This window comes from Billgrantia campisalis (genome assembly GCF_022341425.1).
Lineage (GTDB): Bacteria > Pseudomonadota > Gammaproteobacteria > Pseudomonadales > Halomonadaceae > Halomonas > Halomonas campisalis.
In genome coordinates, this window is the sequence record NZ_JABFUC010000008.1 from 19,755 (window position 1) to 45,086 (window position 25,332).

The window sequence follows — 25,332 nt, forward strand, 5'->3', positions numbered from 1 at the left end:
CGTTCGTGGGTGGTGCTTCGGCACTGGCGCGGTGCCTGCCGGGTCGTGCGCCGTCGCGGGAATCCCGGCTGTTGCCTGCGGCAGGGGCGTCTCAGGGCGGGGGGAGCTGGGTCAGGCGCGTCAGCAGGGCGTCGAACTCACCCACTTCGCGCTGCCACTGTTCGGGCGAGACCGGGCCGGTGGCCAGCAGGCTGCGCAGCACGGCGCGGACCTCTTCGGCGCGAGTGAGCTCGCGACCGAGCCCTTCGTTGAGCCGCTCGACCTGGATGGCCAGGCGCAGGGGCTCGTCGTGCTGGTGGACCCGGCCCATGGCCAGCAGCGAGAGGTGAACGCGCAGTCGGGCCAGCTGCTCGGTGATCGCCTCGGGCTCGGCGGGCTGGCGGCGAGAGGCATTGCGCTGCTCGTGGGCGGCGATCATGTCCGCGGGTAGCGCCAGGCCGTCGTCGAGCGGAATGCTCTCCGCCTCGCCCCCTTCTAGCAGCGTCGCGTCGGCCTGAAGATGGGCGTCCAGCAGCGGCCGACAGGCCTGCCAGCGCTGAATTTCCTCGACCACGGCGAGGCGGGTCAGACGCTCCCGACGGGCCCGCACGATGCCGCTCCAGCGGCGCCGCATGCCTTCGGTGCGGCGACCGGAAGGCAGCGGTTCCAGGGCGGCGGCCTGGTCGATGGCCTGTTCCAGGACTTCGCCGTCGGCATGGCGGGTCGGATGCCAGGCATCCAGGCGGTCGATCAGCGCCTGCATCTCATCCAGGCGTTGGCGGGCGCGCTGCACATGGTCCTCGCGCTGGGCCTCCCGGGCGGCGAAGATCTGATCGCATAGCTCGCGGAAGGTGCGCCACAGCGCCTGTTCCTCGCCGCGGGGCGCGCGCCCCAGCTGGCGCCAGCGCTGCTGCAGGGCCTTGGCCTCCTCGGCGCGGGCGGCGGGGGGCATCCGCTGTTCCAGCAGAGTGCGGGCCTGGTCGATCAGCTGACGCTTGGCCTCGGCGACCTCCTCGGCCCGCTGGTCGATGAGCCCCTGCAGGGCATGGCGGATACGCCCGAAGCGGCGGCCGACGGCTTCCGCCTGTTCGCGAGGCACCGGCGAATGGCGGCGCCACTCCTGTCGGGCCTGGTCGCGGATCTGGCGCAGCGCATCCGGGTCGGCGTTGTCGGCGGGTGAGGCGAGCAGGGCCTCGAGCTGTTCGCACAGCGCCTCGCGGGCCTCCAGGTTGCGGGTGCGCTCGGCGGCCAGGCGGTCGCGCCAGGGTCCCAGGCGCTCATGAATGCGATCGGAGGCGGCGCGAAAGCGTTCAGACAGCTCGCGCTTGGCGGCGGCATCGCCCAGCCCTTTCCAGTCGCGCACCAGCTGCCGGTGGCGGCGGTCGAGTTCGGCATCGGCCAGGCCGCCGTCGTTGGCCAGCTCGTCGATGGCCTGGCACAGCTGTTCGCGCTTGGGGCCGGCAACGAAGCCGCGCCAGTCGCGCAGCTCGGCGAGGCGTGCGCCCAGCCGCTTCAGGCTGGCCTGGTGCGGGCGCAGCTGCGCCGCCGGCAGCGTCTCGGCGCGATGCTTCAGACTCTGGTGCAGGCGGCTGGCGCCCTTGAAGGCCCCGCGGTCGAGCAGCTGCTCGAGCAGGGCAAGGTCCTCGCCGAAGCGCGCCAGCTGGGCGTCCAGGTCTTCGCTCTGGCGGGCGGAGGCGCCGGCCAGCTCGTCTCGGGCCCGCTTCAGCAGCGGTGTGTCGGGCAGGTCGCCAGGCCAGTCGCACGCCTTTAGGCAGGCGGTGAGTCGCTGGTGGTCGTGGTCGGCCAGGGCCGCTTCGAGCTCCTCGCGACGGGCGACGAGGCGTTCCCAGGCGGCGATGACCCTGTCGTAGTCGGCCATCACGGCGTCGTAGCGCTGGCGCAGGGCCTCGTCGGTGACGTGGAGGTCGGAGAGGGCCTGCCAGCGGTTGGCCAGCAGCAGCCTCTGGGAGCGCAGGCTGGCGATGTCCTGCTCATTGAGGGTGTCGCCCCGGGGTAGGCCGGCGAGGCTCTCCTCCAGCGCTTCGAGCAGCGCCTCGCGCGCCTCGGTCGCTTGCTCGTGGCGGCGGTTCGCCGCGGCATGGGCATGTTCGCGAGCCTCGTGGTCGGTGATCACCTTGCGACAGCGCAGGCTGGCATCCTGGAAGCGCTGCTCCTGACTGGCGTCGGGCAAATCCTCCAGCGCCTCCCACTCGCGTACCAGGTGTCGGTAGCGACCGGCATAGAGCGGCTCCCAGGGGGCGCGGGCATGGGCTTCCAGCGAGGCGAGCAGGGTCTCGCGCCGCTGGCGGGCGGCCTTCAGCGAGGCGGCGTCGGCGCGCAGCCGGTTGAGCCGCTCGCGGGCCTGGCGCATGACCTGACGGTCGCGACGTGCCTGCTGGGCCAGGCGTTGCAGGCCGGCTTCGCTGGTGACCCGGGCGGCGGCGGCATGGCGCACGGCGGCGATCCCGTTGTCGCAGGCCTGGCGAATGAGCGCCTCCTCCTCGTCCAGGCGCGCCAGGGCGGCGAGGCGCAGCTGCTGGTTGTCGCCCTGCAGGGCGATAGCGGCGAGGAGGGTGGCGTCGTCCAGCTGCTCGACCAGCGCCTGTCGGCGGGGGAGCTCCAGGCCACCCGTCTGGCCGCACAGCAGTTCGGTCAGATAGCCATGCAGCTCAGGATTGTCGGGGCGCTGCGCGAGCAGGCGCAGCAGGGCCTCGGGGTCATCGAGCCGCCCCAGCGCAGCCCGCCGGACCCGGGGGTCATCGTCCAGGCAGAGCCGCTCCAGCGCCTGGCGCTGGTCGGGGCGTGCAGGGTCGAGCCGGCCGGCGGCCTGGCAGCGTACCTGGGCGTCGGCATGTTGCCAGCGCGGGGCAAGAAAGCGTCGAAGAAATCCGTGCATTGGGTATCCTGAGCGTTGGGCGCGTGGCGAGGCGCTGTCGGAAAAGTGCCTGCGCGAGCCGCGATTGTCGCTACCATGGTCGGCAATCGTTGTTTCCTTGCTATCTAAGCATGCGCCGCAGCGGCAGAAAAGTCTGCTCGGCCGGTCGAGTGTGGCCAGATGGCGACAATATTATTACCGGCTCGCTGGCCGTATCATTGGTTGCAGGGTTGGGGGGACTCGCTTAGCTTTAGTCCTACGACCCGACATCACCGAGTGGAGCCCGGCAATGAGTCTCAACCTGGACAGGGCAAGCATGGCATTCACCTTCAAGGGGGGCATGCTGCCGATGACGGTCATGGAGTTGGCCAGCGCCGATCCCGAGCGCATTCGCGAGCAGCTTTCCGGCAAGCTCAGCCAGTCGCCGGCGTTCTTCCAGAACACCCCGGTGGTGCTGGCGGTGGAGAAGCTCGATGAGCCTCACCTGGCGCTGGAGCGGATCTGCGCCGCATGCCGGGCCCATAAGCTGCTGCCGGTCGCGGTGCGTGGCGGGCCCGATCCCGTCAAGCAGTCGGCCTGGGCGCTGGGCCTGGGCTGGTTCCCGCCCAGCGACGGCGTTCGCGCCAGGCCGCTGGAGAGCGTGGCGCCGGCCGAAGGCGAAGCCGAGGAGGCCGAGAAGGCCATCAGCGTGGCCAGCGGCGGGCGCATCTACCGCGGCACCGTTCGCTCCGGGCAGCAGGTCACCGCCCCCGAGGGCGATCTGGTGGTCATCGGTTCGGTGAACGCCGGTGCCGAGGTGCTGGCCGCCGGCAGCGTGCACGTCTACGGGGCGCTGCGTGGCCGGGCGCTGGCCGGCATTCACGGTGACACCCACTCGGGCATCTTCTGTCGCGAGCTGCGCGGCGAGCTGCTGTCGGTGGCCGGCAACTACAAACGTCTCGAGGACATCGACCCGCAGCTGTTGGGCTCGGCGGTGCAGGTCGCGCTGCGCGATGCCCAGCTCGAGATCATGCCGCTCTAGCGCTAGGAGCCTGTCGGACTTAACTCTAATCTACTGCGAAATCCGGATTTTCGGCCAATTTCATTCGATCTGTTTCGTTAAAGAGCTCGCTATTCGCCTCAACAGATCGATCAACTTGTCTCGAAACCCGAATCTCTCGCTACGATTGGTCAAGCCCGACAGACTCCTAGGTGCGCTCCGGCAGCGACTGAATTTTCACTTTTTTATCGTTATCGAAAGGACGCACAACTTGGCCAAGATCATCGTAGTGACCTCCGGCAAGGGTGGGGTCGGCAAGACAACCAGCGCAGCGGCCATCGCCACCGGGCTGGCGCTGCGCGGCAACAAGACCGCCGTGATCGATTTCGACGTGGGACTGCGCAACCTCGACCTGATCATGGGCTGTGAACGCCGCGTGGTCTATGACCTGGTCAATGTCATCCAGGGCGAGGCGGGGCTCAACCAGGCGCTGATCCGCGACAAGCGGGTCGACAACCTGCATATCCTGCCGGCCTCCCAGACCCGCGATAAGGATGCGCTGACCCTCGAGGGCGTCGAGAAGGTGCTCAAGACCCTGAGCAGCGATTTCGACTATATCCTCTGCGATTCGCCGGCGGGCATCGAGCGCGGCGCCCAACTGGCCATGTACTTCGCCGACGAGGCGATCGTGGTGACCAATCCCGAGGTGTCGTCGGTGCGCGACTCGGATCGCATCCTTGGCCTGCTGGCGTCCAAGACCCGGCGGGCCGAACAGGGCGAGGACCCGATCAAGGAGCACCTGCTGATTACCCGCTACAATGCGGCGCGTGTCGACGGCGGCGACATGCTCAACCTCGATGACATCCGCGAGATACTGGCCATCGACCTGATCGGCCTGATTCCGGAGTCCGAGGCGGTGCTGCGGGCCTCCAACCAGGGGGTGCCGGTCACCCATGACGAGAAGAGCGATGCCGGACAGGCCTATGTCGATACCGTGTCGCGCCTGCTCGGCGAGGAAGTGCCGCTACGCTTCCATGAATTCCAGAAGAAGGGTCTGCTGAGCCGTATGTTCGGAGGAGGTCGCCGGTGAAGTTGCTCGAATTCCTCAAGCGCGAACGCAAGAAGTCCGCGTCGGTCGCCAAGGAGCGGCTGCAGATCATCGTGGCGCATCAGCGCAGCCAGCGCGGCCAGCCCGACTACATGCCGATGCTGGAGAAGGAGCTGCTGGAGGTGATCCGCCGCTATGTCCAGGTGGACGACGATGCCATCAACATCAGCCTGGACAGCGAGGACAACTGCTCGGTGCTGGAGCTCAACGTCACCCTGCCGCGGGCCTGAGCGGGACGGGCTGGGCTGAGACGCCTGCGGTGCTGTGCTAGGCTGTGGCCTTCAGCGACGCAGAGTCAGGAGATCCCGCGCCCATGGCGAAGCCCGATGCCGCCCCGATGACCTTCCTGTGGCACGACTACGAGACCTTCGGCGCCGACCCGCGTCGCGACCGCCCCGCGCAGTTCGCCGCGATTCGCACCGATGCCGACTTCAACGAAGTGGGCGAGCCGGTGGAGTGGTTCTGCCAGCCGGCCGACGATTTCCTGCCCCACCCCCAGGCCTGCCTGATCACCGGCATCACGCCGCAGCAGGCGCGGCGCCGTGGGCTGCCGGAGGCCGAGTTCGCCGGGCGCATCCACGCCCTGATGAGCGAGCCCGGCACCTGTGCGCTGGGCTACAACAGCCTGCGCTTCGACGACGAGGTCAGCCGGCACCTCTTCTATCGCAACCTGCTCGACCCCTACTCTCGTGAGTGGCAGAACGGCAACTCCCGCTGGGACCTGATCGACGCGGTGCGGGCCTTTCATGCCCTGCGTCCGGCGGGGATCCAATGGCCGACCCGGGAGGACGGCGCGCCGAGCTTTCGCCTCGAGGACCTCACCGCCGCCAACGGCATCGAGCATGCCGGCGCCCACGACGCCCTGGCCGATGTGCGCGCGACCATTGCCCTGGCGCGCCTGCTCAAGGAGCGCAACGCCAAGCTCTTCGACTACCTGCTGTCGCTGCGTCGCAAGCGCGAGGCGGCCCGCCGCCTCGATGTCATCCAGCGCAAGCCGGTGCTGCACGTGTCGCGCCGCTATCCCGCCAGCCGTGGCTGCAGCGCCCTGGTGATGCCGCTGGCGGAGCATCCCACCAACCCCAACGGGGTGATCGTCTACGACCTCTCGGTGGACCCCGCCCCGCTGCTGGCCCTCGAAGCCGAGCAGATTCGTCAGCGGGTCTTCATCAGCAGCGATGACCTGGCGGAGGGGGAGGAGCGGATTCCGCTCAAGGTGATCCATATCAACAAGAGTCCGGTGATCCTGCCCGCCGCGGCGCTGAAGGACGTGGAGGGGCCGCGCCAGGGGGAATATGGCGATATCGTCGAGCGCCTGGGCCTGGACCTGGAGGCCTGTCGTCGCCACTGGAAGCATCTGGCGGAAAGCCCCGAGGCTTCGGCCAAGGCGGCCGCGGTGTTCGCCGAGCCGCCCCCGGCCGGGCCGGCCGACCCGGACCTGATGCTCTACGCCGGGGGCTTCTTCTCCCCCGCGGATCGCCAGCAGATGCAGCGGGTACGCGATACTGATCCCTGGGATCTGGTGGAGGCGCGCTTCGCCTTTCAGGACCCGCGTCTCGAGGAGATGCTGTTTCGCTATCGGGCCCGCAGCTATCCGGACACCCTCACCAGCGAGGAGCAGTCTCGCTGGGAGGCCTTCCGCTGGGAGCGAATGAACGACGCGGCGCTGGCCGGTTTTACGCTCAAGGACTTCGCCCGCGAGATCGAGCGGCTCAACCAAGTGGCGCTTGGCGACCGCGACCGCCAGCTGCTCGAGGAGCTGGTGATGCACGTGGAGGCGATCATGCCGCCTCAGGCCTTCGGCTGACGTTTCCCGCCCGGCCATCTGGCCGGGCGCTGCGTTCACACCTCACACCTCGCACCTCGCACCTCACACCTCACTCCTCCGCCTCGGGCAGCGGCTCCAGGTGGTGCGTCAGGGCGGCCACGTCGCTGGGCTCGGTGCCGGGGTCGAAGGTGACGCTGGCCACGGCGGTCTCGCGCAGCTCGGGCCACAGTTCTTGCAGCTCCTCGACGCCGACCTCGAGCACCCGGGCGGCCAGCCGCTCGCGGCGGTCGAAGTCGGTATCGCCGAAGGAGAGCGCCCGCCATAGCCGATTGGTGCGGCCGGAGAGGCTGGTGTCGCGCTTGAGCAGCTCATCGTGGACCGCCTGGCGGTAGGTGGCCAGGTCTGCGTCGCTCATCGCCGCCAACTGCTCGCTGAAGTCGTCGAGGAAGGCATCGATATGCGTCTGGATCTCCGCGCTCGGGGTGTCCGGCGACTGCACCAGCAGGCTCAGGCCCGGGGCGTCCAGCAGCGGGCGGTAGCCGGCGTTGACCACATAGCCCAGCTGCTCCTCGGTACGCAGGCGGTGGTAGAAGGGGGTATCGAGCACCTGGCCGAGCACCGCCAGGCGGGCCTGGGTCGCCAGCGATCGGTCGGCGCCCTGCAGGTAGCGCAGCACCAGCGACTCCTCGCGGCTGGTCACCGGGTGCAGCGGCGGCAGCTCACCCTCGATGCGCAGCGGGGTGAGGTCGGGGATGGCCTCTTGGGTCAGGTTGGGCTCCAGGGTCTCGGCGACGGCCTGACCCACCCGGATGGCCAGCTCGGCGTCGAGGTTGCCCACCGCCATGGCCTCCAGGCGCAGCGCGTCAAGGAAGGCCTCGCGGTAGTCGCGCAGGTCGTTCGCGTCGAGTGTCTGGCTCGCCTCCAGTAGCTGCTCGGTCGGCCACTGGGGGCGCATCAGCGCCTCGGTCAGGGTGCGGTGGCCCTGGCGAAACAGTGCGGCCTGGGGGGCGTTGCGCCATTCCCGCTGCAGGCGATAGCGCACGCGCTCGAAGCTGGCCGCGTCGATCTCGGCTTCCTTGAGCTGGGCCAGGGTGCGCTCGATGAGCTGCTCCTGACGATCCCGCCAGCCCGAGAAGGCCAGCGTGATGCCGCGGGCGTGGGCGTAGGCCTCGGCGCGCTGGCCGGCCAGCCGCGCCGGATAGAAGTCCTCGTTGAGGCTGTCGTCGAGCCAGCCGGCCAGCAGCTGTGACAGCACGGCCCGGCGCGGGTCGGCGCTGGCCTCGGGGTGCTGTAGGCTGAAGCGCCACTCCACCTTGGGGGTGTTGAAGCTGGCATCGCTCATGTGCCAGAGGGAAAAGCTCTCCTCGTCGACCAGCGCCGAGGGGCGCTCGTGCTGCTCCTCGAGCAGCGTCAGGTCCTCGGCGATGAAGGGGTTGGGCTCGGGCAGGGCCAGGCCGGCCAGCGGCTCACCCTCGACGTCGAGCGAGTCGGTGATGTCCCGCCAGGGGGCGTTGAACCACGGCGAGACCCGCTCGCCCTCCACGTCCGGGGCGCTGTAGAGGCGCAGCAGCCGCTCGGGGCGCAGCTTGTCCAGATAGTCCTCGATGAGTTCGCGGTCGAAGCCGTCCATGCGGTAGGCGGCATACTGCACGTCCTCCACCGGGAAGCGCGCCAGGTTCATGGCCAGGCGCATGGACCCCTGCAGCGGTGAGCCGTGCTGCTGGAAGCGGAACTCCTGCTCGGCGAGCCGGGCCTGTTCGTCGTAGCGCCATTCGTCCAGCCCCTCGTCACGAATCAGCTCGATGGCCTCGAGCAGCGAGGCCTGGATGTCGTCGAGGCGCTCGGCCCCGGCCGGAGTCAGGCTGATGCTGACCGCAAAAAGTGCGTGGTGGCCGTCGCCGCGGGTGACCCCGGCGGCCAGGCCATCGGCCAGCCCCGCCTCGCGCAGCACCGCCAGCAGGCTGCCCTCGCCCTCATGGCCGAGCAGATTGGCCAGGTAGTCGGCCGGCTTGTATTGGTAGTGCTGAATCGGGTCGGGGACCGGGAACAGGAAGCGCAGCTGGCGCCGGTCGCTGACCGACTGCACCTCGAGATAGCGTGGCAGCTCATCCTCCCGGGCCAGGGGCGTTTCGATCTCGGGCCGCGACAGGCCGCGGTCGGCGATATCGGCGAAACGCTCGGTGACCAGGCCTTCCAGCTCGTCGAGGGACTGTGGGCCGACCAGCGCCAGCTGCATGACGTTGGCGTCGTAGTGGCGTTCGTAGAAGTCGATCACCCGCTCGCGCAGCGTCGGTTCGCCGTCGGCCGGGTCGGCCAGGGTCTCGCGGCTGCCCACCGAGAAGCCGGTGGTGGGGTTGTCGGGATTGAGCACCTGGTTGAGCACGTCATTCTCGCGTCGGCCGTCGTCGCGGATCCGCGCCATATACTCCGAGTGCACGATGTTGCGCTCGCTCTCCAGCTGGTCGGCGTTGAACAGCGGGGTCAGGAAGAATTCGCTGAAGCGGTCGAGTGCCCCGGGGAAGGCATCGGGCTCGATATCGAAGAAGTAGTTGGTGTCCTGGGGCGCGGTGAAGGCGTTGAAGTTGCCGCCGTGGCGGCGGATATAGCGCTGGTAGCCATCCGCTTCGGGATAGGGCTCGGTGCCCAGGAACAGCATGTGTTCGAGGAAGTGCGCCAGGCCGGCCAGGTCGTCGGGGTCCTGGGCGCTGCCCACCGCCACGTTCATCGAGGCGGCGGCGCGGTCGGCCTCGGGGTCGCTGACCAGCAGGGCGGTCAGGCCGTTGTCCAGGGTCAGCACCCGATAGTCGCGGGTGTCGTGGGGGCTGACGCGGGGCGTGATGGCCTCGGCGATGGCCGCCTCGGTGGCCGCCGCATCCGACTGGCTGGCGTCGGCGGACCCGAGCAGCGTGCCGATGAGCAGCAGGGGGAGCGCCAGCGCCAGCGGCAGGGCTCGGCGGGGGGCAAGGCGGTCCGGCAGCGTTGCAGCAAGGGTAGGCATCATCTCTCCTGTTCGGGCGTCCAGCGCAGCATGGGCCCCGTGGGGTGCGCGCAGCTCGGTTCCTGATTCGCGGGGTTGTTCACTCGTCTTGATACCGGAAAAGCCCCCAACAGTTCCCGAGGGGCGGGAATCAGCAGTGCGCGGGCTGCCTCGGCAGAGGTCTGTGGATCGAGCCAGCGCGGGGCGTCGGCCGCGTCGATCACCGCCGGCAGGCGGTCGCTGAGCGGCGCCAGCAGCGGGCTGGTGGGCACGGTGATCAGGGCCATCGAGTCGGTGTGGTCGGTCAGGGTGGTGTGGTAGCGGCACCAAACCCCGGCGAGCAGCAGCGGGCGGCGGTCGGTGCGGGTGACCAGGAACGGTTGCTTGAAGCGTGGCTGGGGCTTCCACACGTAGACGCCGCCGGCCGGCACCAGGCAGCGGCGGGCGGCGAAGGCGTCGCGGAACATGGGGCGCGCCTGCAGCGATTCGGCCCGGGCGCAGTGTGGGGCATGGTCGAGTACCGTCAGCCAGGGTGGTGTCAGCCCCCAGAAGGCGCGGGTCAGGCAGGCGGTGCCGGCATCCAGGCGAATGATCGACAGCGGGCGTCGCGGTGCCAGGTTGGTGGCGGTCACCAGGGGGGCGTCGAGGCGCAGATCCGGCAGCAGTCGGGCAGCATCAAGGGGGGGGATGAACAGGCGGCCGGCCATGGAGTCTCCGGGTATCGGGGGGACCCAGAGTAGCCAAGTCGAAGGGGGCTGAAAAGAGGCCGCTTGCGGATGCTCGAAAACAGTGTTCGATCTGCGCTATGATGGGGCCTGAAATTAACGTCCGCGCGAGGAGCCCGATGGCCCGTCCCCGACAGCATGCGCCCGAAGCGCTCCATGCCCAGGTCATGGCGGCCTGTGATGCCTGGCTGCAGGACAATCCTGTCCATACGCTGTCGCTGCGTGCCCTGGCGCGCGAGGTGGGCTGTGCCCCCAGCACCCTGCTCAAGCTCTACGGCAGCTTCGGCAATCTGCTGCAGCATGTGAACATTAACACCCTGAGCCTGCTGCGTAGCGTCATCGAGCCGCTGGAGCAGGAGATGGCGCCGGAGCCGCGGCTGAAGGCCCTGGCCCTGGCCTACTGGCAGTTCGCCCAGCGCGAACCCTACCGCTGGCAGCTGCTCTTCGACTATCCGCTGGCCCAGGAAGGCGAGCTCGATCAGCGTCAGTCCGACATGATCGAGGCGCTGTTTCTGCGCGTCGAGGCTACCCTCAAGGAGTACCAGCCGGCGCTGGGCGACCTGGAGGCGCGCCGCCTGGGCCGCACCCTGTGGGGCAGCGTGCACGGCCTGGTGCTGCTGGGGCTCAACGAGCGCCTGGGCTACTGGCAGGGTCAGCAGCTCGAGGTGGGCGAGCTGCTCGACCAGCTGTTGACCACCACGCTTGCCGGGCTCAAGTACCGGCCCGATATGACGTGAACCTCTCGCTTCTGGGGCTGCTCGGCCTGCTGGCCGCCGTGGGCGGGTGGCGCTGTTCCCGTCGCCCGCGCCCGATCATTCGCCGGCTGGTGTTTCTGCTGATCCACTGTGTCTATCGGCTGCGCCTACGCGGCCGCCAGGTCATTCCGGTACGCGGCGCGGCGCTGGTGGTCTGCAACCACGTCAGCTTCATGGATGCGCTGGTCCTCGGCGGGGCCAGCCCGCGTCCGCTGCGTTTTCTGATGGATCGTCCCATCTACGAGTCGCCCTGGCTCAACTGGCTGTTTCGCCTGGTCGGGGCCATTCCGGTCGACGCCGACCGCCGGGACCCCGGCAGCGTGCGCCGCGCCCTGGATGAGATCAGCCATGCGCTGCGCAACGGGGAAGTGGTGATGCTGTTTCCCGAGGGGCGGCTGACCCCGGATGGCGAGATCCATGCTTTCCGGCGCGGCATCGAGCTGATCCTGGCCAGGGATCCGGTGCCGGTGATTCCGGCCGGCCTGGCCGGGCTGTGGGGCTCCTGGGCCTCTCATCATGGCGGTCCGGCGCTGACCAAGTGGCCGCGTCGCCTGCGCCCCCGGGTGGCGCTCCACTTCGGCGAGCCGATCCCGCCGCGGCTGGCGCGGCGGGATCGGCTGGAGGCAAGGGTGAGGGCGCTCAAGGCCGATGCCGAGCCCTGGACCTGCGCGCGCACGGCCGCGCCGCCGCTTCAGCGTCGCTGACGGCGCCGCTTAGGGAAGCGCTGAACAAATCGCCGAGCGAGATGAAGCGCAAGGCGCACGGAGCACAGGAACCGGAGCATATGGGGTATATGTGAGGCTTCCGCGCACCGCGCAACGCAGCGATTCGCTCGCGCAGGCATTTGTGCAGTGTTTCCTTAGTTCGGCTTGCCGCGGGCGCGAGACGGCCGACGCGGCGCCTGCCAGCAGCGCGCCGCGGTGATCAGGTTGTCGCGCACCTCGAGGATCTCCATGCGTGTGGTGCCGATCTGCAGGCAGGCGGGGCCGTCGGGAAAGGACTCCAGGTGCTCGAGGATCAGGCCGTTGAGCGTCTTGGGGCCGTCGGTGGGCAGCTGCCACCCCAGCAGGCGATTGATGTCGCGAATGTTGGCGGTGCCGTCGATCAGGTGGCTGCCGTCGTCCTGGCGATGAATGTCCTGGTCCTGGCCGGCCACGTCGGTGGTGAACTCGCCGACGATCTCCTCGAGGATGTCCTCCAGCGTCACCAGCCCCTCCACGTCGCCGTATTCGTCCACCACGATGCCGATGCGCCGTTTCTGCTTCTGGAAATTGACCAGCTGGGTGTGCAGCGGCGTCGACTCGGGGATGAAGTAGGGCTCGCGGGCCTCCTGGACGATCGAGGCCTTGGTGACCTCGTCGCGCGACAGGAAGCGTGCCGCGTTGCGCAGATGCAGCATGCCGATGATGTTGTTGATGTCGCCCTTGTAGACGGGAATGCGCGTGTGTTGGCTGGTGCGAACCTGGGTCAGGATATCCTCGAGTTCATCGTCCAGGTCGATGCCGACCACCTCGTGGCGGGGCACCATGATATCGTTCACCGTGACGTTTTCGAGGTCGAGAATCGACAGCAGCATCGCCTGGTGGCGGTGGGGGATCAGGGTGCCCGCTTCGTGCACCACGGTGCGCAGTTCGTCGCGGGTCAGGTTGTCGCCGCCGCCTTCGATGCTCTTGACCCCGAGCAGCTTGAGCAGGCCGTTGGAGATGACGTTGACCAGCCATACCAGCGGGTAGAGCAGCTTGAGCAGCGGCTCCAGCACCAGCGATGCCGGGAAGGCGATCCGCTCCGGCTTCACCGCCGCATAGGTCTTGGGTGTTACCTCGGCGAAAATCAGGATCACGATGGTTAGCAGCAGCGGGGCGATGGCGGGGCCGGTGACTTCACCGAAGAAGTGGATGGCCAGCACCGTGGCGATCGCGGCCGCCAGGTTGTTGACCAGGTTGTTGCCGATCAGAATCACGCCGATCAGGCGGTCGGGGCGGGCCAGCAGGCGGACGACCCGCTTGGCGCGACTGTCGCCGCTGCCGGCCTGGTGGCTCAGGCGGTAGCGGTTGATCGACATCATGCCGGTCTCGGAACTGGAGAAGAAAGCAGAAAGGCAGACGAGCAGGAGAAGCAGGCCGAACAGCAATCCCACAGGGAAGTCGTCGCTCAAGTCGAAGGTTCCTCACTGGCGTATCAGCCACGTGTTGTAGGGTTTCGGCCTGACAGTGTCAAGGCGACTTGTGCCTCAGCCGCGCTGCAGGACCACCTCGAGCATGAACTTGCTGCCGAAGTAGGCCAGCAGCAGCACGGCGCAGCCGCCAAGCGTCCAGCGCACGGCCCGCATGCCGCGCCAGCCCAGGATGTGGTGGCTGATCAGCAGCACGGCGAAGATCACCCAGGCGGCCAGCGACAGGATTGTCTTGTGGGCCAGGTGCTGGGCGAACATGCTGTCGAGGAACACGAAGCCGCTGATGATCGACAGGGTCAGCAGGATCATGCCGGCCCAGATCAGCTCGAACAGCACCCGCTCCATGGTGGTCAGCGGTGGCAGCGACTGGACGATGCCGCGGGTGTGGTGGTGGCGCAGGGCCTGGTTCTGGAGCCCCAGCAGCACCGCCTGGATGGCGGCGATGGCCAGCACCGCGAATGCCAGCGCCGAGCTGATGGCGTGCAGGGCAATGCCCGGGGTCATGCCGCCGGTGCGCTCGGGGCTGGGCAGTCCCACGGCCAGCAGCAGAGCCAGGCCGGAGATGGGGAATAGCGCGACCGCCACGCTGAGTACCGGCTTGGCGAGGCTCACGATGAGCAGCATGGCGACCATGATCGCGGTCAGCAGCACGGCGCTGGTCGACAGGCCGGGCAGGATGCCGGGGCTCAGGCTGATCAGCTTGGCGACCAGGGGCAGGTGGCAGAGCAGGCCCAGCAGACCCAGCGTGCGCACCAGGGCGGGCCGCGCCGGGGCGCGGCGCAGTAGCGTCATCGCCTGCCAGGAGGCGGCACCCATATAGAAAATCAGGGCCATGACGGCCAGTGAAAGCGCCTGCATCAGTTGTCATCCGTGCGCCGTTGCCGGCGTCTAAGCGTATCGAGTGTTGACAGGTGTAGCGCGGTTGTCGTCGCCACTATACCCAATTCGTGCAGACTCGCACAGCGGGGGGCGGTTGCCGCGGCGGCGGACGGCCGCATGGAGACTGCCGGCCACAAGGCGTATAATTCCCACCCAATCACCGCCATGCGACGTTCGACAATGACGGTCGGCCATGCCTGTTTTACAGTATTGCGGGTAACGCAGGACGCCTGTCGCGTGTGGCGAATCGTCACAGACCCTGTCTTGCAAGCGCCCCCGCACGGCGGGACGTCAGGTACTGCCAGGATCGCAGCCGGAGTGGCCCATGTTCCAGAATCTCAGTGAGCGCCTGTCGCAGACGCTCAAGTCCATCAAGGGTCAGGCGCGTCTGACCGAGGACAATATCAAGGACACCCTGCGCGAGGTGCGACGCGCGCTGCTCGAGGCCGACGTCGCCCTGCCGGTGGTCAAGGCCTTTATCGAGCGCGTGCGCGAGCGCGCCGTGGGGCAGGAGGTCTCCAAGAGCCTCTCGCCGGGGCAGCAGTTCGTCAAGATCGTCCAGCAGGAGCTGGAAGCGATCATGGGCGAGGCCAACGAGGGGCTGTCGCTCAAGGGTTCGCCCGCGGTGGTGCTGATGGCCGGCCTGCAAGGGGCGGGCAAGACCACCTCGGTGGCCAAGCTGGCCCGCTATCTGCGCGAGCGCGAGAAGAAGAAGGTGCTGGTGGTCTCGGCCGACGTCTATCGCCCGGCGGCCATCGACCAGCTCGAAACCCTGGCGGCCGAGGTGGGGGTCGACTTCTTCCCGTCGCGCTCCGACGAGAAGCCGGTGGCCATCGCCAAGGCGGCGCTGAAGCACGCCAAGATCCAGTTCCACGACGTCCTGCTGGTCGATACCGCCGGCCGCCTGGCCATCGACGAGGCGATGATGGCCGAGATCGCCGAGCTGCACCGTGTCTGCGAGCCGCAGGAGACGCTGTTCGTGGTCGACGCCATGACCGGCCAGGACGCGGCGAATACCGCCAAGGCCTTTCACGAGGCCCTGCCGCTAACCGGGGTGATCCTCACCAAGGCCGACGGCGACGCCCGCGGTGGCGCGGCGCTGTCGGTGCGCCATATCACCGGCAAGCCGATCAAGTTCATGGGGGTGGGCGAGAAGGTCGACGCCCTGGAGCCCTTCCACCCCGATCGCGTGGCCTCGCGCATCCTCGGCATGGGCGACATGCTGTCGCTGATCGAGGAGGCCGAGCGCACCGTCGACAAGAGGAAGGCCGAGCAGCTCGCCAAGAAGGTCAAGAAGGGCGAGGGGTTCGACCTGGAGGATTTCCGCGACCAGCTGCAGCAGCTCAAGAAGATGGGCGGCATGGGCGGCCTGCTCGGCAAGCTGCCGGGCATGGGGCAGATGGCCGAGATGGCCCAGGGCCCCGGCCCCGAGAAGGAACTGGGTAAGCTCGAGGCACTGATCAACTCCATGACGCCCAAGGAGCGGCGCCGCCCGGAGATCATCAACGGCTCGCGCAAGCGGCGCATCGCGGCCGGGGCCGGCCTGCAGGTGCCGGACCTGAACCGCCTGCTCAAGCAGCACAAGCAGATGCAGAAGATGATGAAGAAGGCCGGCAAGAAGGGCGGCATGCAGAAGATGATGCGCGGGATGTCCGGCATGATGGGCGGCGGCGGTCCGGGCGGTCCGGGCGGCCCCGGCGGGATGGGTGGCCCTGGCGGCATGGGCGGCCCCGGCGGCTTTCCCAGGCGCTGAGCCGGCGCCCTGGAGCGCGCCTGGAAAAGGAATATCGCGCCGGGCTTTCCAAGTTGAGCGGTTTTCCGTAGAATGCTGCGTCTTCATGGCAGGACCGTGGCAACGACGCGGCTGCCCGCTTGACTGCAACAGTGACCGAATGACGCGAAGGCGGGCCTCTCGGCCCGCTTTCCGAGCAGGATGCCGAGACTCCGGCCATTTGCCGGGCTCGGCACAGATCGGTATTAAACGTAACCTCAACCGAAGGACAGTTAACGCCATGGTTACCATTCGTCTGGCACGTGGTGGCGCCAAGAAGCGTCCCTTCTATCACCTGACCGTGACCGACTCGCGCAATGCGCGCGATGGCCGCTTCATCGAGCGCCTGGGTTTCTTCAACCCCATCGCCCGTGGCGGTGAAGAGCGTCTGCGCGTCGACCTGGACCGCATCACCCACTGGCAGAGCCAGGGCGCCCAGATGTCCGACCGCGTGGCCGAGCTGGTCAAGGAAGCCCGCAAGCAGGCCTGAACCGGTCGCTTTGCGGTGACGACATGAGCGAGCAAGCCGAAGACATCGAGTTGGCGGGGCATGTGGTGCTGGGCAAGTTGACCAGCCCCTACGGCGTCAAGGGGTGGCTCAAGGTCTACTCCCACACCAGCCCGATGGACGGCATTCTCGACTACCCCGAGTGGGTGCTGCGCCAGGGCCAAGTGCTGAGTCGCCATCGGCTGCTGCAGGGCCGTCGACACGGCAAGGGCCTGGTGGCCCTGCTGGAAGGCGTCGAGGGTCGCGAGGGCGCGGAGCGCCTGGCGGGTGCCGAGGTGCTGCTGCCCAAGGCGGCACTGCCCGAACTGCCGCGCGGCGAATACTACTGGCATCAGCTGGAAGGGCTGACCGTCGTGACCCGCCAGGGCGAGACGCTGGGGCGCATTCGCTACCTGTTCGAGACCGGGGCCAACGATGTCATGGTGGTCAAGGGTGACCCCGAGGGGGAGCCGGCGGCCATCGACGCCCGTGAACGGCTGCTGCCGTTCCTGCCCGATGAGGTCGTGCTCGACGTGGACCTGGACGCCGCGGTCATGACCGTCGACTGGGATCCCGACTTTTGAGCGAGCCGGCAGCGCAGTCATCGCCCGGGCCGAGCCTGTGGATCGGGGTGGTGTCGCTGTTTCCCGAGATGTTCGAGGCGATCACTCGCCACGGCGTGACCGGAAGGGCAGTGGACAGGGGGCGAATCGCGCTGGAGTTCTGGAATCCTCGCGACTACGCCACCGATCGGCATCGCACCGTGGACGACCGCCCCTACGGGGGCGGCCCCGGCATGCTGATGAAGGTCGATACCCTGCGCGCGGCGATCCACACTGCCCGCGAGCGGGCCGAGCAGGCCACGGGGCAACGCCCCAGGGTGATCTATCTCTCGCCCCAGGGGCGGCGGCTGGATCAGCGTGGGGTGCAGGAGCTCGCCTCGGGCCCCCCGCTGGTGGTGGTGGCGGGGCGCTACGAAGGCATCGATGAGCGCGTGGTGGAGAGCGACATCGACGAGGAGTGGTCGATCGGCGACTATGTGCTCAGCGGCGGCGAGCTGCCGGCCATGGTGCTGATCGACGCCGCGGCCAGGCTGGTGCCCGGCGTGCTGGGGCATCAGGACTCCGCCGTGGAGGACTCCTTCAACGAGGGGCTGCTGGACTGCCCGCACTATACGCGCCCCGAGGTGATCGACGGGCGTCGGGTGCCGGAGGTCCTGCTCAGCGGCAACCACGGCGCCATTCGGCGCTGGCGCCTGAAGCAGTCGCTGGGGCGGACCTGGCTCAGGCGCCCCGACCTGCTGGAAGGCAGGACGCTGGACAAGGAGCAGCGCGAGCTGCTGGCCGAGTTCATCGAGGAATACGCCCTGTCTAGCGGCTAGGCCAGGGCGGAGGTGCAGGACGCCAGACGCTAAGGGCCGCGCCTTCGGGCCACCCATGCGGCGGACCTGCGTCACCCATCATCTCCCGCGCGCTCGAGCGCCGGGATCACGACTCGCCGGCAACGAAGCGGACCGGCCAGTCAGGTTATCAAGGAGTCATTGTCATGAGCAGCAAGAACAAGGTGATCCAGGCGCTCGAAGCCGAGCAGATGAGCAAGGCCGTGCCGGAATTCGCGCCGGGTGACACCGTCGTCGTCCAGGTCAAGGTCAAGGAAGGCAGCCGCGAGCGCCTGCAGGCCTTCGAAGGCGTGGTGATCGGCAAGCGCAACCGCGGCCTGAACTCCGCCTTCACCGTGCGCAAGATCTCCCACGGCGTGGGCGTCGAGCGGACCTTCCAGACCTACAGCCCGCTGGTGGACTCCATCGCCGTCAAGCGTCGCGGCGACGTCCGTCAGGCCAAGCTCTACTACCTCCGCGAGCGCAGCGGCAAGTCCGCCCGCATCAAGGAAAAGCTGTCCTGATAGCAGGGCCGGCCGAGGGCGCGTCCGCGGGTGCGCCCCCCGCGAAACCCCGTCACCGCTTGCGCGGGGCGGGGTTTCGTTGCATTGGCGCCAGGGCCACGGACGGCGCCGGAGAGGTTTCAGGATGACGGCCGACAGCTCCCTTGCCCTGATCGACGCCTTCCTCGATGCGCGCTGGCTGGAACTGGGGGCGAGCGCCAATACCCTGGCCGCCTACCGGCACGACCTGGAGGCCTGGTCGGCGCGCCTCGACGCGGCGGGCGGTGCCCTGCTGGCGCCCGGTGAGGCAGCGCTGCCGGCCTGGCTCGAGGAGCGCCGCGAGCAGGGCTATCGGCTGCGCAGCAATGCGCGGCTGCTGTCGAGCCTGCGCGGCTTCTATCGCTGGGCGCTGGGGCAAGGCCTCATCGACCGAGACCCCCTCACCGAGGTGCGCCTGCCCCGGGTGCGCCCGGCACTGCCGGACACCCTCGACGAAGCCGAGGTAGAGCGGCTGCTGGCGGCCCCGGACCTTGCCACCGACCTGGGGCTGCGCGACCGGGCCATGCTCGAGGTGCTCTACGGCTGCGGCCTGCGGGTCTCGGAGCTGGTGGGGCTCTCCGTGGACGCGGTGAACCTGCGCCAGGGGGTGGTCCGGGTGCGCGGCAAGGGCGACAAGGATCGCCTGGTGCCCCTGGGGGAAGAGGCCGTACACTGGCTGTCGCGCTATCAGCGCACGTCGCGCGTCGCCCTGATGGCCGATGCGACGCGGCCGGCGCTGTTCCCCGGCCGGAGCGACCGGGCCATGACGCGACAGACCTTCTGGTACCGGATCAAGGCCCATGCGCGGACCGCCGGTATCACGCGGCCGCTGTCGCCGCACACGCTGCGCCATGCCTTCGCCACCCATTTGTTGAATCATGGAGCCAATCTGCGTGTCGTACAGCTGCTGCTGGGTCACCGAGACCTATCGACCACCCAGATCTATACCCATGTGGCGCAGGCGCGACTCGAAGCCCTGCATGCCGAACATCATCCTCGAGGTTGATCTATGACCCTATCGTCTCTTCGTCTTGTCGGTGCCCTGACCCTGCCGCTGATGGCCCTGGGCCTGCCGCTCACCGCCCAGGCCGACGCCGCCGAGCGGCTGGCCGAACGCCTGGAAGTGCGTGGCCAGCCGATGCCCGTGTCCAGCGTGCAGGCCACGCCCGTGGAGGGCTTTTTCGAAGTGCGCCTGGAAACCGGTGAATCCTTCTACAGCGATGCCGAGGGGCGCTATTTCCTGGTCGGCGATCTCTACGAGAACGGCCCCGAGGGGCTGGTCAACCTTACCGAGCAGGCCGGCAACGCCGAGCGTGCCGAGCGCTTGGCGAAGATCCCCGACGCCGAGCGGGTGATCTTCCGCGGCACCGACGAGAGTCGCGCCGAACTGGTAGTATTCACCGATACCACCTGTCCCTACTGCCGCCAGCTCCATGAGGAGGTCCCGCGGCTCAATGAGTTGGGCATCGAGGTGCACTATCTCGCCTTCCCGCGTACCGGCATGAATGCCGAAGGGGCACGGGTGCTGGAGCAGATCTGGTGTGCCGACAACCCCAGCGAGGCGATGACCACGGCCAAGCGCCAGCAGTCGCTGAACAACAGCACGGACTGCGACAATCCGGTCGAGTCGCAGTATCATCTGGGCATGGAAATCGGCGTGCAGGGCACCCCGGCCATCGTGCTGCCCGACGGCCGCATGGTGCCCGGCTACGTGCCGGCCGAACGCCTGGCCGGCATGCTGGGCCTGGCCGAGTAGATACGACAAGCGGCCCCGCGATGGGCCGCTGACCAACGCTGAGACACTTTGCACGACACTGAAAGGGGAAAGACATTGAAACCGGTGAGAGTGGGAATCTGTGGGCTGGGGACCGTCGGTGGCGGGACCTTCAACGTGCTGACGCGCAATGCCGACGAGATCGCGCGTCGGGCCGGCCGCCCGATCGTCATCGAGCAGGTGGCGCATCGTAGCCTGAACCCGGAGTGCGACCTCACCGGCATCCAGACTACCACCGATGTCTTCGAGGTGGCCCGCAATCCCGACGTGGACGTGCTGGTGGAGCTGGTCGGCGGCTATGAGCTGGCCCGAGAGCTGGTGTTGACCGCCATCGCCAACGGCAAGCACGTGGTCACCGCCAACAAGGCGCTGATCGCCGTGCACGGCAACGAGATCTTCCAGGCGGCCCACGAGCAGGGTGTGATTGTCGCCTTCGAGGCTGCCGTGGCCGGCGGCATTCCGGTGATCAAGTCGCTGCGCGAGGGGCTCGGCGCCAACCGCATCGAGTGGGTGGCCGGCATCATCAACGGCACCGGCAACTACATCCTCACCCATATGCGCAGCGAAGGCCGCGCCTTCGAGGACGTCCTCGCCGAGGCCCAGGCGCTGGGCTACGCCGAGGCCGACCCCACCTTCGACGTCGAAGGCATCGATGCCGCCCACAAGTTGACCATCCTGGCTTCCATCGCCTACGGCGTGCCGCTGCAGTTCGAAAAGGCGTTCACCGAGGGGATCTCCCGGGTCACCGCCGAGGACGTCGAGCAGGCCGACAACCTGGGCTACACCATCAAGCACCTGGGCATCTCCAAGCGCACCGACGCCGGCCTCGAGCTGCGCGTGCACCCGACGCTGATCCCCAAGGAGCGGCTGCTGGCCAATGTGCACGGCGTGAAGAACGCCATTGCCATCATGGGCGATGCCGTGGGCCCGACCCTCTACTACGGCGCCGGTGCTGGCGCCGAGCCCACCGCCTCGGCGGTGGTGGCGGACCTGCTCGATGTCGCGCGGGATATCACCACCGACCACCACTACCGGGTCCCCTACCTGGCCTTCAGCGGCATCGGCGACGATGATGGCGGCATGCCGATCATGCCCATGGAGGATATCGTCACCGCCTACTACCTGCGGCTGCTGGCGGTGGACCGGCCCGGGGTGCTGGCCCGCGTGGCGACCATCCTCTCCGAGCAGGGCATCTCCATCGAGGCGCTGATCCAGAAGGAGGCCACCGAAGGCGAACTGGTGCCGATCATCCTGCTGACCCACCGTACCCGCGAGAAGCACATGAACGAGGCGATCCGCCACATCGAGTCGCTGGCCGATATCGCCGGGCCGGTCACGCGGATTCGCGTCGAGTCGCTTGACGAGCAGGAATGAGCCGGGCTGCGCCCGAAGCTGTAAGCCATAAGCTTGAAGCTAGAAGAGAAAACCGGCGGACACTGAAAAGCTGCTAGAGGAACGCCGGGAACAGGCCGGAGAGGAGGTCCTATGCCAGGGATGGCATCGGTAGCGCCCAGGGATGGGTTCACAGCGCCTCTTCGACGGCTTGTTGCCGGGTCAGCTCCGAGCGAGCAAAGGAACCGAATGATGCGCTATATCAGCACCCGCGGGCGAGCGCCCGCCCTCTCCTTCGAGGAGGTCGTGCTCACCGGCATGGCCAGCGACGGCGGCCTCTACGTGCCGGAGGAAGTGCCCAGGCTCTCCCACGAGGATCTGTCCGCCATGGCGGGGCTCTCCTACGCCGAGATCGCCTTTCGCGTCATGAAGCCCTACGTCAACGGCGAGATCGACGACGAGACGTTCCGCGAGATCGTGCGCGACGCCTACGCCACCTTCAGCCACGACGCCGTGGTGCCGCTGAATCAGCTCGACGCCAACCACTTCCTGCTCGAGCTGTTCCACGGCCCGACGCTCGCCTTCAAGGACGTGGCCCTGCAACTGCTCGGCCGCATTCTCGACCACTTCCTGGCCAAGCGCGGCGAGCGGGCGGTGATCATGGGCGCTACCTCCGGCGACACCGGCTCGGCGGCCATCGAGGGCTGTCGCCACTGCGACAATCTCGACATCTTCATCCTCCACCCCCACCAGCGGGTCTCGGAGGTGCAGCGCCGCCAGATGACCTCGGTGCTGGCCGACAACGTCTTCAACGTCGCCATCGAGGGCAACTTCGATGACGCCCAGGCCATGGTCAAGGCGAGCTTCGCCGACCAGTCGTTCCTCAACGGCACCCGGCTGGTGGCGGTGAACTCGATTAACTGGGCGCGCATCATGGCCCAGATCGTCTACTACGTGGCATCCGCCGTGGCGCTGGGCGCGCCCCAGCGCAAGGTGAGCTTCTGCGTGCCCTCGGCCAACTTCGGCAACGTCTTCGCCGGCTACATGGCCTATCGCATGGGGCTGCCGGTGGAGCGCTTCGTGATCGCCACCAACGCCAACGACATCCTGCACCGCACCCTGGCCGCCAACGACTTCTCCAAGCAGGAGCTGGTGGCGACGCTCGCCCCCTCCATGGATATCGTGGTGTCGTCCAACTTCGAGCGGCTGCTGTTCGAGGCCTACGAACGTGACGGCGAGGCGGTGAGCGCGCTGCTCGAGCGCTTCCAGGCCGAGCCGACCGCCCTGGCGGATGCGCCCTTGGCCCGGCTGCGCGAGCAGTTCGCCAGCCACAGCGTCGATGACGCCACCATCCTCGAGGTGATCCGCGAGGCGCACCACCGCACCCAGGAGATCCTCGACCCGCACACCGCCACCGGCTACCGCGCCGCCGAGCGCGAGCGGGGCGACGCGGCCGTGCCGATGATCACCCTGGCCACCGCCCACCCCGCCAAGTTCGCCGAGGCGGTGGTCAAGGCGGGCTTCCCCGGCGTGCCGCTGCCGCCGCATATGGACGACCTGCTGGAGCGCGAGGAGCGCTATACCGTGCTCCCGGCGGAGCTTGCCGCGGTGCAGCGGTTCGTGGCCGAGAATCGTCGCTAAAGCCGGAAGCCGGAAGCCGGAAGCCGGAAGCCGGAAGCGCGAGGTAACGAGGGGCGCCGTGGGCAGGTTTGGAGGGGGGCTTTTTCCAGGGAAGGAAAAAGTAGCGTACAGGGAGGTATTTACAGCGTCTCCGAACAGGCCTGTCGCCTGATGCCCGCTCGGGGCTGATCCGGCGACAGGCCTTCAGGGAGGCGCTATGAACCCCTCCCTGGGCGCTACCTCGGCCATCCCTGGTCCTCGGACCTCCCTTTCGGCCTGTCTCCGGCGCCCCTCGCTCTGCCCGGTGGTAGTCTCTTGCCACATGGGTGCAAAGCTGAATTCTTGAGGAGCCTGGCTTGGACGCTGTTAGCGACCCTATCGATCTTCATCAGCGCCTAAGGCCGCGCATCCTGCCGCGGCCCCGGGACGCTGCCCTCTACGCCCGCGCCCAGCGCGAGGGGCTCTCCGAGCTTCAGGCGCGGGTGCTGGCCGGGCGCCTGGCCGGCTATCAGGGAGAGCTCACCCCCCTGGTCTCGCCCAGCCTGCGTTACCTCGAGCACCCCGAGCGACTGGCCGACGGCCGTTGCGCCGCCGAGCGCATCGCCCAGGCGGTGGTCGAGGGCGAGCATATCGGCATCCTCACCGACTATGACGTGGACGGCATCACCTCCCACGTGGTGATCCGGCGCACCCTGGTGGAGCTGTTTGGGGTGCCGGAGGCGAAGCTGCATAGCCTGATCGGCCACCGTATCCATGACGGCTACGGCATCAGCCTGCCGCTGGTGGAGCGCACCCTGGCGCTCTCGCCGCGTCCCGCCCTGGTGATCACCGCCGACTGCGGCAGCTCCGACGAGCCGCGCATCGCTCGCCTGGCGCGGGAGGGCATCGACGTGGTGGTCAGCGACCACCACGCCCTGCCGGTGGAGGGCCCGCCGCCCTCGGCCTTTGCCGTGGTCAACCCCACCCGCGACGACTGCGACTACCCCGACCCGACCATCGCCGGCTGCATGGTGGCCTGGCTGACGATGTCGCTCGCCCGCAGCGTGCTGATCGAGTGGGGGGCGCTGTCCGCGGCCACACCCAAACTCTCGCCCTGGCTCTCCTATGTGGCGCTGGGCACGGTGGCGGACTGTGTGTCGCTGGGTGGCAGCCCCGCCAATCGCGCCGTGGTCAGCCATGGCCTGACCCTGATCAACCGCATGGAGGCCGCCTGCTGGCGGGCCATGGCGGCGCGCCTGGGCGCCGACAGCGTGCCTTTCAACGCCGAGACCCTGGGTTTTCAGATGGGGCCGCGGATCAACGCGCGCTCGCGGCTCGATGACCCCTATGCGGCGCTGCACTTTATGCTCGCCGAGCAGGATCATGTGGCAAGCCGCTATCTGGACGTGCTGGATCAGGACAACCAGTCGCGCAAGGCGATCGAAGCCGACATGGTCGAGGAGGCGAAAGCCCTGGCCATGTCGGCCCTGGCCGCGGACGAGCCGGCCATCGTGGTCTTTCTCGAGAGCGGCCACCCCGGGGTGCAGGGCATCGTGGCCTCGCGGCTGGTTCAGGCCTATGGGCGGCCGACCCTGGTGCTGACCCCGGCCGCCGCGCCGGGCATGCTCACCGGCTCCGGGCGCTCCATCGAGGCGCTGCACCTGCGCGATGCCCTGCAGCGCACCTTCGAACTGGCGCCCGAGGCGCTGCCGCGCTTCGGTGGCCACCGCGGGGCCGCCGGGGTCGGCGTGCCGGTCGAGCGGCTGGAGGCGTTCCGGGCGGCCTTCCTGCGGGCGGTAGGCGAGCAGCTGGGCGGGGCCGAGCTCTACCCCAGGGTCCTGACCGATGGGGAGCTGACTCCCGAGCAGCTAGACCTCGACACCCTGGAAGAGCTGGAGGCGCTGGGACCCTTCGGGCGCGAGTTCGAGGCACCGCTGTTCATGGGCGACTTCCTGGTGGAAAGCCTGCGTCCGGTGGGCGCCGACGGCACCCATCTGATGCTGTCTCTGTCGGCGGGGCGGGCCATGCTGCGGGCGATCTGGTTCCGGGCGCTGACGCCGGGCGAGCTGCCGGCGTTCGGGCAGGGCGACCGGCTGCGCTGCGCCTACCGGCTCAATCGCAACCGCTGGCGCGGCCAGGTATCGCTGCAGCTGATGGTGGAGCACGCCGAGGCGCTGTGAGGTCGGTCAACTCATCGTGCTCCGCAAGGGTGTAAACTGCGCCCTGCTCCGCTC

21 protein-coding genes are annotated in these 25,332 nt (G+C 68.4%); 16 read left to right on the top strand and 5 right to left on the bottom strand.

From position 1 onward, the window contains the following. Nucleotides 1-91 precede the first annotated feature (91 nt). Complete coding sequence (locus HOP52_RS10920) at nucleotides 92-2,875, bottom strand: DUF349 domain-containing protein (RefSeq protein WP_238977419.1); 2,784 nt, start codon at nucleotides 2,873-2,875, stop codon at nucleotides 92-94. A gap of 268 nt (nucleotides 2,876-3,143) precedes the next feature. Between HOP52_RS10920 and minC the strand changes: the two genes are divergently transcribed. The 4 genes from minC (at nucleotide 3,144) to sbcB (ending at nucleotide 6,745) form a co-directional block, all read left to right on the top strand. Beyond that, nucleotides 3,144-3,875 carry a septum site-determining protein MinC gene (gene minC / locus HOP52_RS10925; RefSeq protein WP_238977420.1) on the top strand — a complete coding sequence of 244 codons (732 nt, stop codon included), beginning with the start codon at nucleotides 3,144-3,146 and terminating at the stop codon, nucleotides 3,873-3,875. Nucleotides 3,876-4,104: 229 nt separating this feature from the next. Continuing rightward, a complete protein-coding gene (minD, locus tag HOP52_RS10930) occupies nucleotides 4,105-4,923 on the top strand; it encodes a septum site-determining protein MinD (RefSeq protein WP_238977421.1) in 819 nt (272 codons plus the stop codon). Beyond that, the gene (gene minE / locus HOP52_RS10935) at nucleotides 4,920-5,171 is read left to right on the top strand and encodes a cell division topological specificity factor MinE (RefSeq protein ID WP_102588074.1); all 252 of its coding nucleotides are present in this window, start codon (nucleotides 4,920-4,922) and stop codon (nucleotides 5,169-5,171) included. Before minD ends, minE begins: the two co-directional genes overlap by 4 nt. 83 nt (nucleotides 5,172-5,254) lie before the next feature. Continuing rightward, on the top strand, nucleotides 5,255-6,745 hold the full coding sequence (gene sbcB, locus HOP52_RS10940; RefSeq protein WP_238977422.1) for an exodeoxyribonuclease I: 1,491 nt from the start codon (nucleotides 5,255-5,257) through the stop codon (nucleotides 6,743-6,745). Between the two features lie 70 nt (nucleotides 6,746-6,815). On the opposite strand, the gene HOP52_RS10945 is transcribed toward sbcB, so the two are convergent. Beyond that, nucleotides 6,816-9,707 (bottom strand): insulinase family protein, encoded by a 2,892-nt coding sequence (locus HOP52_RS10945; RefSeq protein WP_238977423.1) that lies wholly within the window; start codon nucleotides 9,705-9,707, stop codon nucleotides 6,816-6,818. Continuing rightward, nucleotides 9,704-10,390 carry an SOS response-associated peptidase gene (locus HOP52_RS10950; protein ID WP_238977424.1) on the bottom strand — a complete coding sequence of 229 codons (687 nt, stop codon included), beginning with the start codon at nucleotides 10,388-10,390 and terminating at the stop codon, nucleotides 9,704-9,706. Before HOP52_RS10950 ends, HOP52_RS10945 begins: the two co-directional genes overlap by 4 nt. A gap of 137 nt (nucleotides 10,391-10,527) precedes the next feature. On the opposite strand from HOP52_RS10950, the gene HOP52_RS10955 reads away from it, so the two are divergent. Both HOP52_RS10955 and HOP52_RS10960 read left to right on the top strand, forming a co-directional pair. Next, complete coding sequence (locus HOP52_RS10955; RefSeq protein ID WP_238977425.1) at nucleotides 10,528-11,145, top strand: TetR/AcrR family transcriptional regulator; 618 nt, start codon at nucleotides 10,528-10,530, stop codon at nucleotides 11,143-11,145. After that, a complete protein-coding gene (locus HOP52_RS10960; RefSeq protein ID WP_238977426.1) occupies nucleotides 11,142-11,867 on the top strand; it encodes a 1-acyl-sn-glycerol-3-phosphate acyltransferase in 726 nt (241 codons plus the stop codon). The genes HOP52_RS10955 and HOP52_RS10960 overlap by 4 nt, the downstream gene beginning before the upstream one ends. A 155-nt stretch (nucleotides 11,868-12,022) precedes the next feature. On the opposite strand, the gene HOP52_RS10965 is transcribed toward HOP52_RS10960, so the two are convergent. Beyond that, the gene (locus HOP52_RS10965) at nucleotides 12,023-13,318 is read right to left on the bottom strand and encodes an HlyC/CorC family transporter (protein WP_238977427.1); all 1,296 of its coding nucleotides are present in this window, start codon (nucleotides 13,316-13,318) and stop codon (nucleotides 12,023-12,025) included. Nucleotides 13,319-13,393: 75 nt separating this feature from the next. Next, on the bottom strand, nucleotides 13,394-14,194 hold the full coding sequence (locus tag HOP52_RS10970; protein ID WP_238977428.1) for a cytochrome C assembly family protein: 801 nt from the start codon (nucleotides 14,192-14,194) through the stop codon (nucleotides 13,394-13,396). 346 nt (nucleotides 14,195-14,540) lie between these two features. Between HOP52_RS10970 and ffh the strand changes: the two genes are divergently transcribed. The 10 genes from ffh (at nucleotide 14,541) to HOP52_RS11020 (ending at nucleotide 25,278) form a co-directional block, all read left to right on the top strand. Continuing rightward, the gene (ffh, locus tag HOP52_RS10975) at nucleotides 14,541-15,968 is read left to right on the top strand and encodes a signal recognition particle protein (protein ID WP_238977429.1); all 1,428 of its coding nucleotides are present in this window, start codon (nucleotides 14,541-14,543) and stop codon (nucleotides 15,966-15,968) included. A gap of 259 nt (nucleotides 15,969-16,227) precedes the next feature. Further along, nucleotides 16,228-16,476, top strand: a complete 249-nt coding sequence (rpsP, locus tag HOP52_RS10980) for a 30S ribosomal protein S16 (RefSeq protein ID WP_102652817.1) — start codon at nucleotides 16,228-16,230, stop codon at nucleotides 16,474-16,476. Between the two features lie 23 nt (nucleotides 16,477-16,499). Continuing rightward, nucleotides 16,500-17,057 (top strand): ribosome maturation factor RimM, encoded by a 558-nt coding sequence (gene rimM, locus HOP52_RS10985; RefSeq protein ID WP_238977430.1) that lies wholly within the window; start codon nucleotides 16,500-16,502, stop codon nucleotides 17,055-17,057. Nucleotides 17,058-17,092: 35 nt separating this feature from the next. After that, nucleotides 17,093-17,854, top strand: coding sequence for a tRNA (guanosine(37)-N1)-methyltransferase TrmD (gene trmD, locus HOP52_RS10990; protein ID WP_238977588.1), 762 nt, complete (start codon nucleotides 17,093-17,095; stop codon nucleotides 17,852-17,854). A 164-nt stretch (nucleotides 17,855-18,018) separates the two neighbouring features. Further along, nucleotides 18,019-18,375, top strand: a complete 357-nt coding sequence (rplS, locus tag HOP52_RS10995; protein WP_238977431.1) for a 50S ribosomal protein L19 — start codon at nucleotides 18,019-18,021, stop codon at nucleotides 18,373-18,375. Nucleotides 18,376-18,499: 124 nt separating this feature from the next. Further along, a complete protein-coding gene (gene xerD / locus HOP52_RS11000; RefSeq protein ID WP_238977432.1) occupies nucleotides 18,500-19,399 on the top strand; it encodes a site-specific tyrosine recombinase XerD in 900 nt (299 codons plus the stop codon). Nucleotides 19,400-19,402: 3 nt separating this feature from the next. Further along, nucleotides 19,403-20,149 (top strand): DsbC family protein, encoded by a 747-nt coding sequence (locus tag HOP52_RS11005; RefSeq protein WP_238977433.1) that lies wholly within the window; start codon nucleotides 19,403-19,405, stop codon nucleotides 20,147-20,149. 75 nt (nucleotides 20,150-20,224) lie between these two features. After that, entirely contained in the window at nucleotides 20,225-21,541 is a 1,317-nt protein-coding gene (locus HOP52_RS11010) for a homoserine dehydrogenase (RefSeq protein ID WP_238977434.1), read from the top strand. 210 nt (nucleotides 21,542-21,751) lie between these two features. Then, nucleotides 21,752-23,140, top strand: a complete 1,389-nt coding sequence (thrC, locus tag HOP52_RS11015) for a threonine synthase (protein WP_238977435.1) — start codon at nucleotides 21,752-21,754, stop codon at nucleotides 23,138-23,140. Between the two features lie 335 nt (nucleotides 23,141-23,475). Continuing rightward, nucleotides 23,476-25,278: a single-stranded-DNA-specific exonuclease RecJ gene (locus HOP52_RS11020; protein WP_238977436.1), complete on the top strand. Its 1,803-nt coding sequence runs from the start codon at nucleotides 23,476-23,478 to the stop codon at nucleotides 25,276-25,278. Nucleotides 25,279-25,332: the final 54 nt, after the last annotated feature.

Excerpts from the sequence above, each read along its gene's own strand:
- HOP52_RS10920 (WP_238977419.1), bottom strand. The coding sequence starts at position 2,875 with ATGCACGGATTTCTTCGACGCTTTCTTGCCCCGCGCTGGCAACATGCC.
- sbcB (WP_238977422.1), top strand. The coding sequence starts at position 5,255 with ATGGCGAAGCCCGATGCCGCCCCGATGACCTTCCTGTGGCACGACTAC.
- HOP52_RS10945 (WP_238977423.1), bottom strand. The coding sequence starts at position 9,707 with ATGATGCCTACCCTTGCTGCAACGCTGCCGGACCGCCTTGCCCCCCGC.
- rpsP (WP_102652817.1), top strand. The coding sequence starts at position 16,228 with ATGGTTACCATTCGTCTGGCACGTGGTGGCGCCAAGAAGCGTCCCTTC.
- HOP52_RS10955 (WP_238977425.1), top strand. The coding sequence starts at position 10,528 with ATGGCCCGTCCCCGACAGCATGCGCCCGAAGCGCTCCATGCCCAGGTC.
- thrC (WP_238977435.1), top strand. The coding sequence starts at position 21,752 with ATGCGCTATATCAGCACCCGCGGGCGAGCGCCCGCCCTCTCCTTCGAG.
- rimM (WP_238977430.1), top strand. The coding sequence starts at position 16,500 with ATGAGCGAGCAAGCCGAAGACATCGAGTTGGCGGGGCATGTGGTGCTG.
- minC (WP_238977420.1), top strand. The coding sequence starts at position 3,144 with ATGAGTCTCAACCTGGACAGGGCAAGCATGGCATTCACCTTCAAGGGG.
- xerD (WP_238977432.1), top strand. The coding sequence starts at position 18,500 with ATGACGGCCGACAGCTCCCTTGCCCTGATCGACGCCTTCCTCGATGCG.
- rplS (WP_238977431.1), top strand. The coding sequence starts at position 18,019 with ATGAGCAGCAAGAACAAGGTGATCCAGGCGCTCGAAGCCGAGCAGATG.
- ffh (WP_238977429.1), top strand. The coding sequence starts at position 14,541 with ATGTTCCAGAATCTCAGTGAGCGCCTGTCGCAGACGCTCAAGTCCATC.
- HOP52_RS10950 (WP_238977424.1), bottom strand. The coding sequence starts at position 10,390 with ATGGCCGGCCGCCTGTTCATCCCCCCCCTTGATGCTGCCCGACTGCTG.
- HOP52_RS11005 (WP_238977433.1), top strand. The coding sequence starts at position 19,403 with ATGACCCTATCGTCTCTTCGTCTTGTCGGTGCCCTGACCCTGCCGCTG.
- HOP52_RS10970 (WP_238977428.1), bottom strand. The coding sequence starts at position 14,194 with ATGCAGGCGCTTTCACTGGCCGTCATGGCCCTGATTTTCTATATGGGT.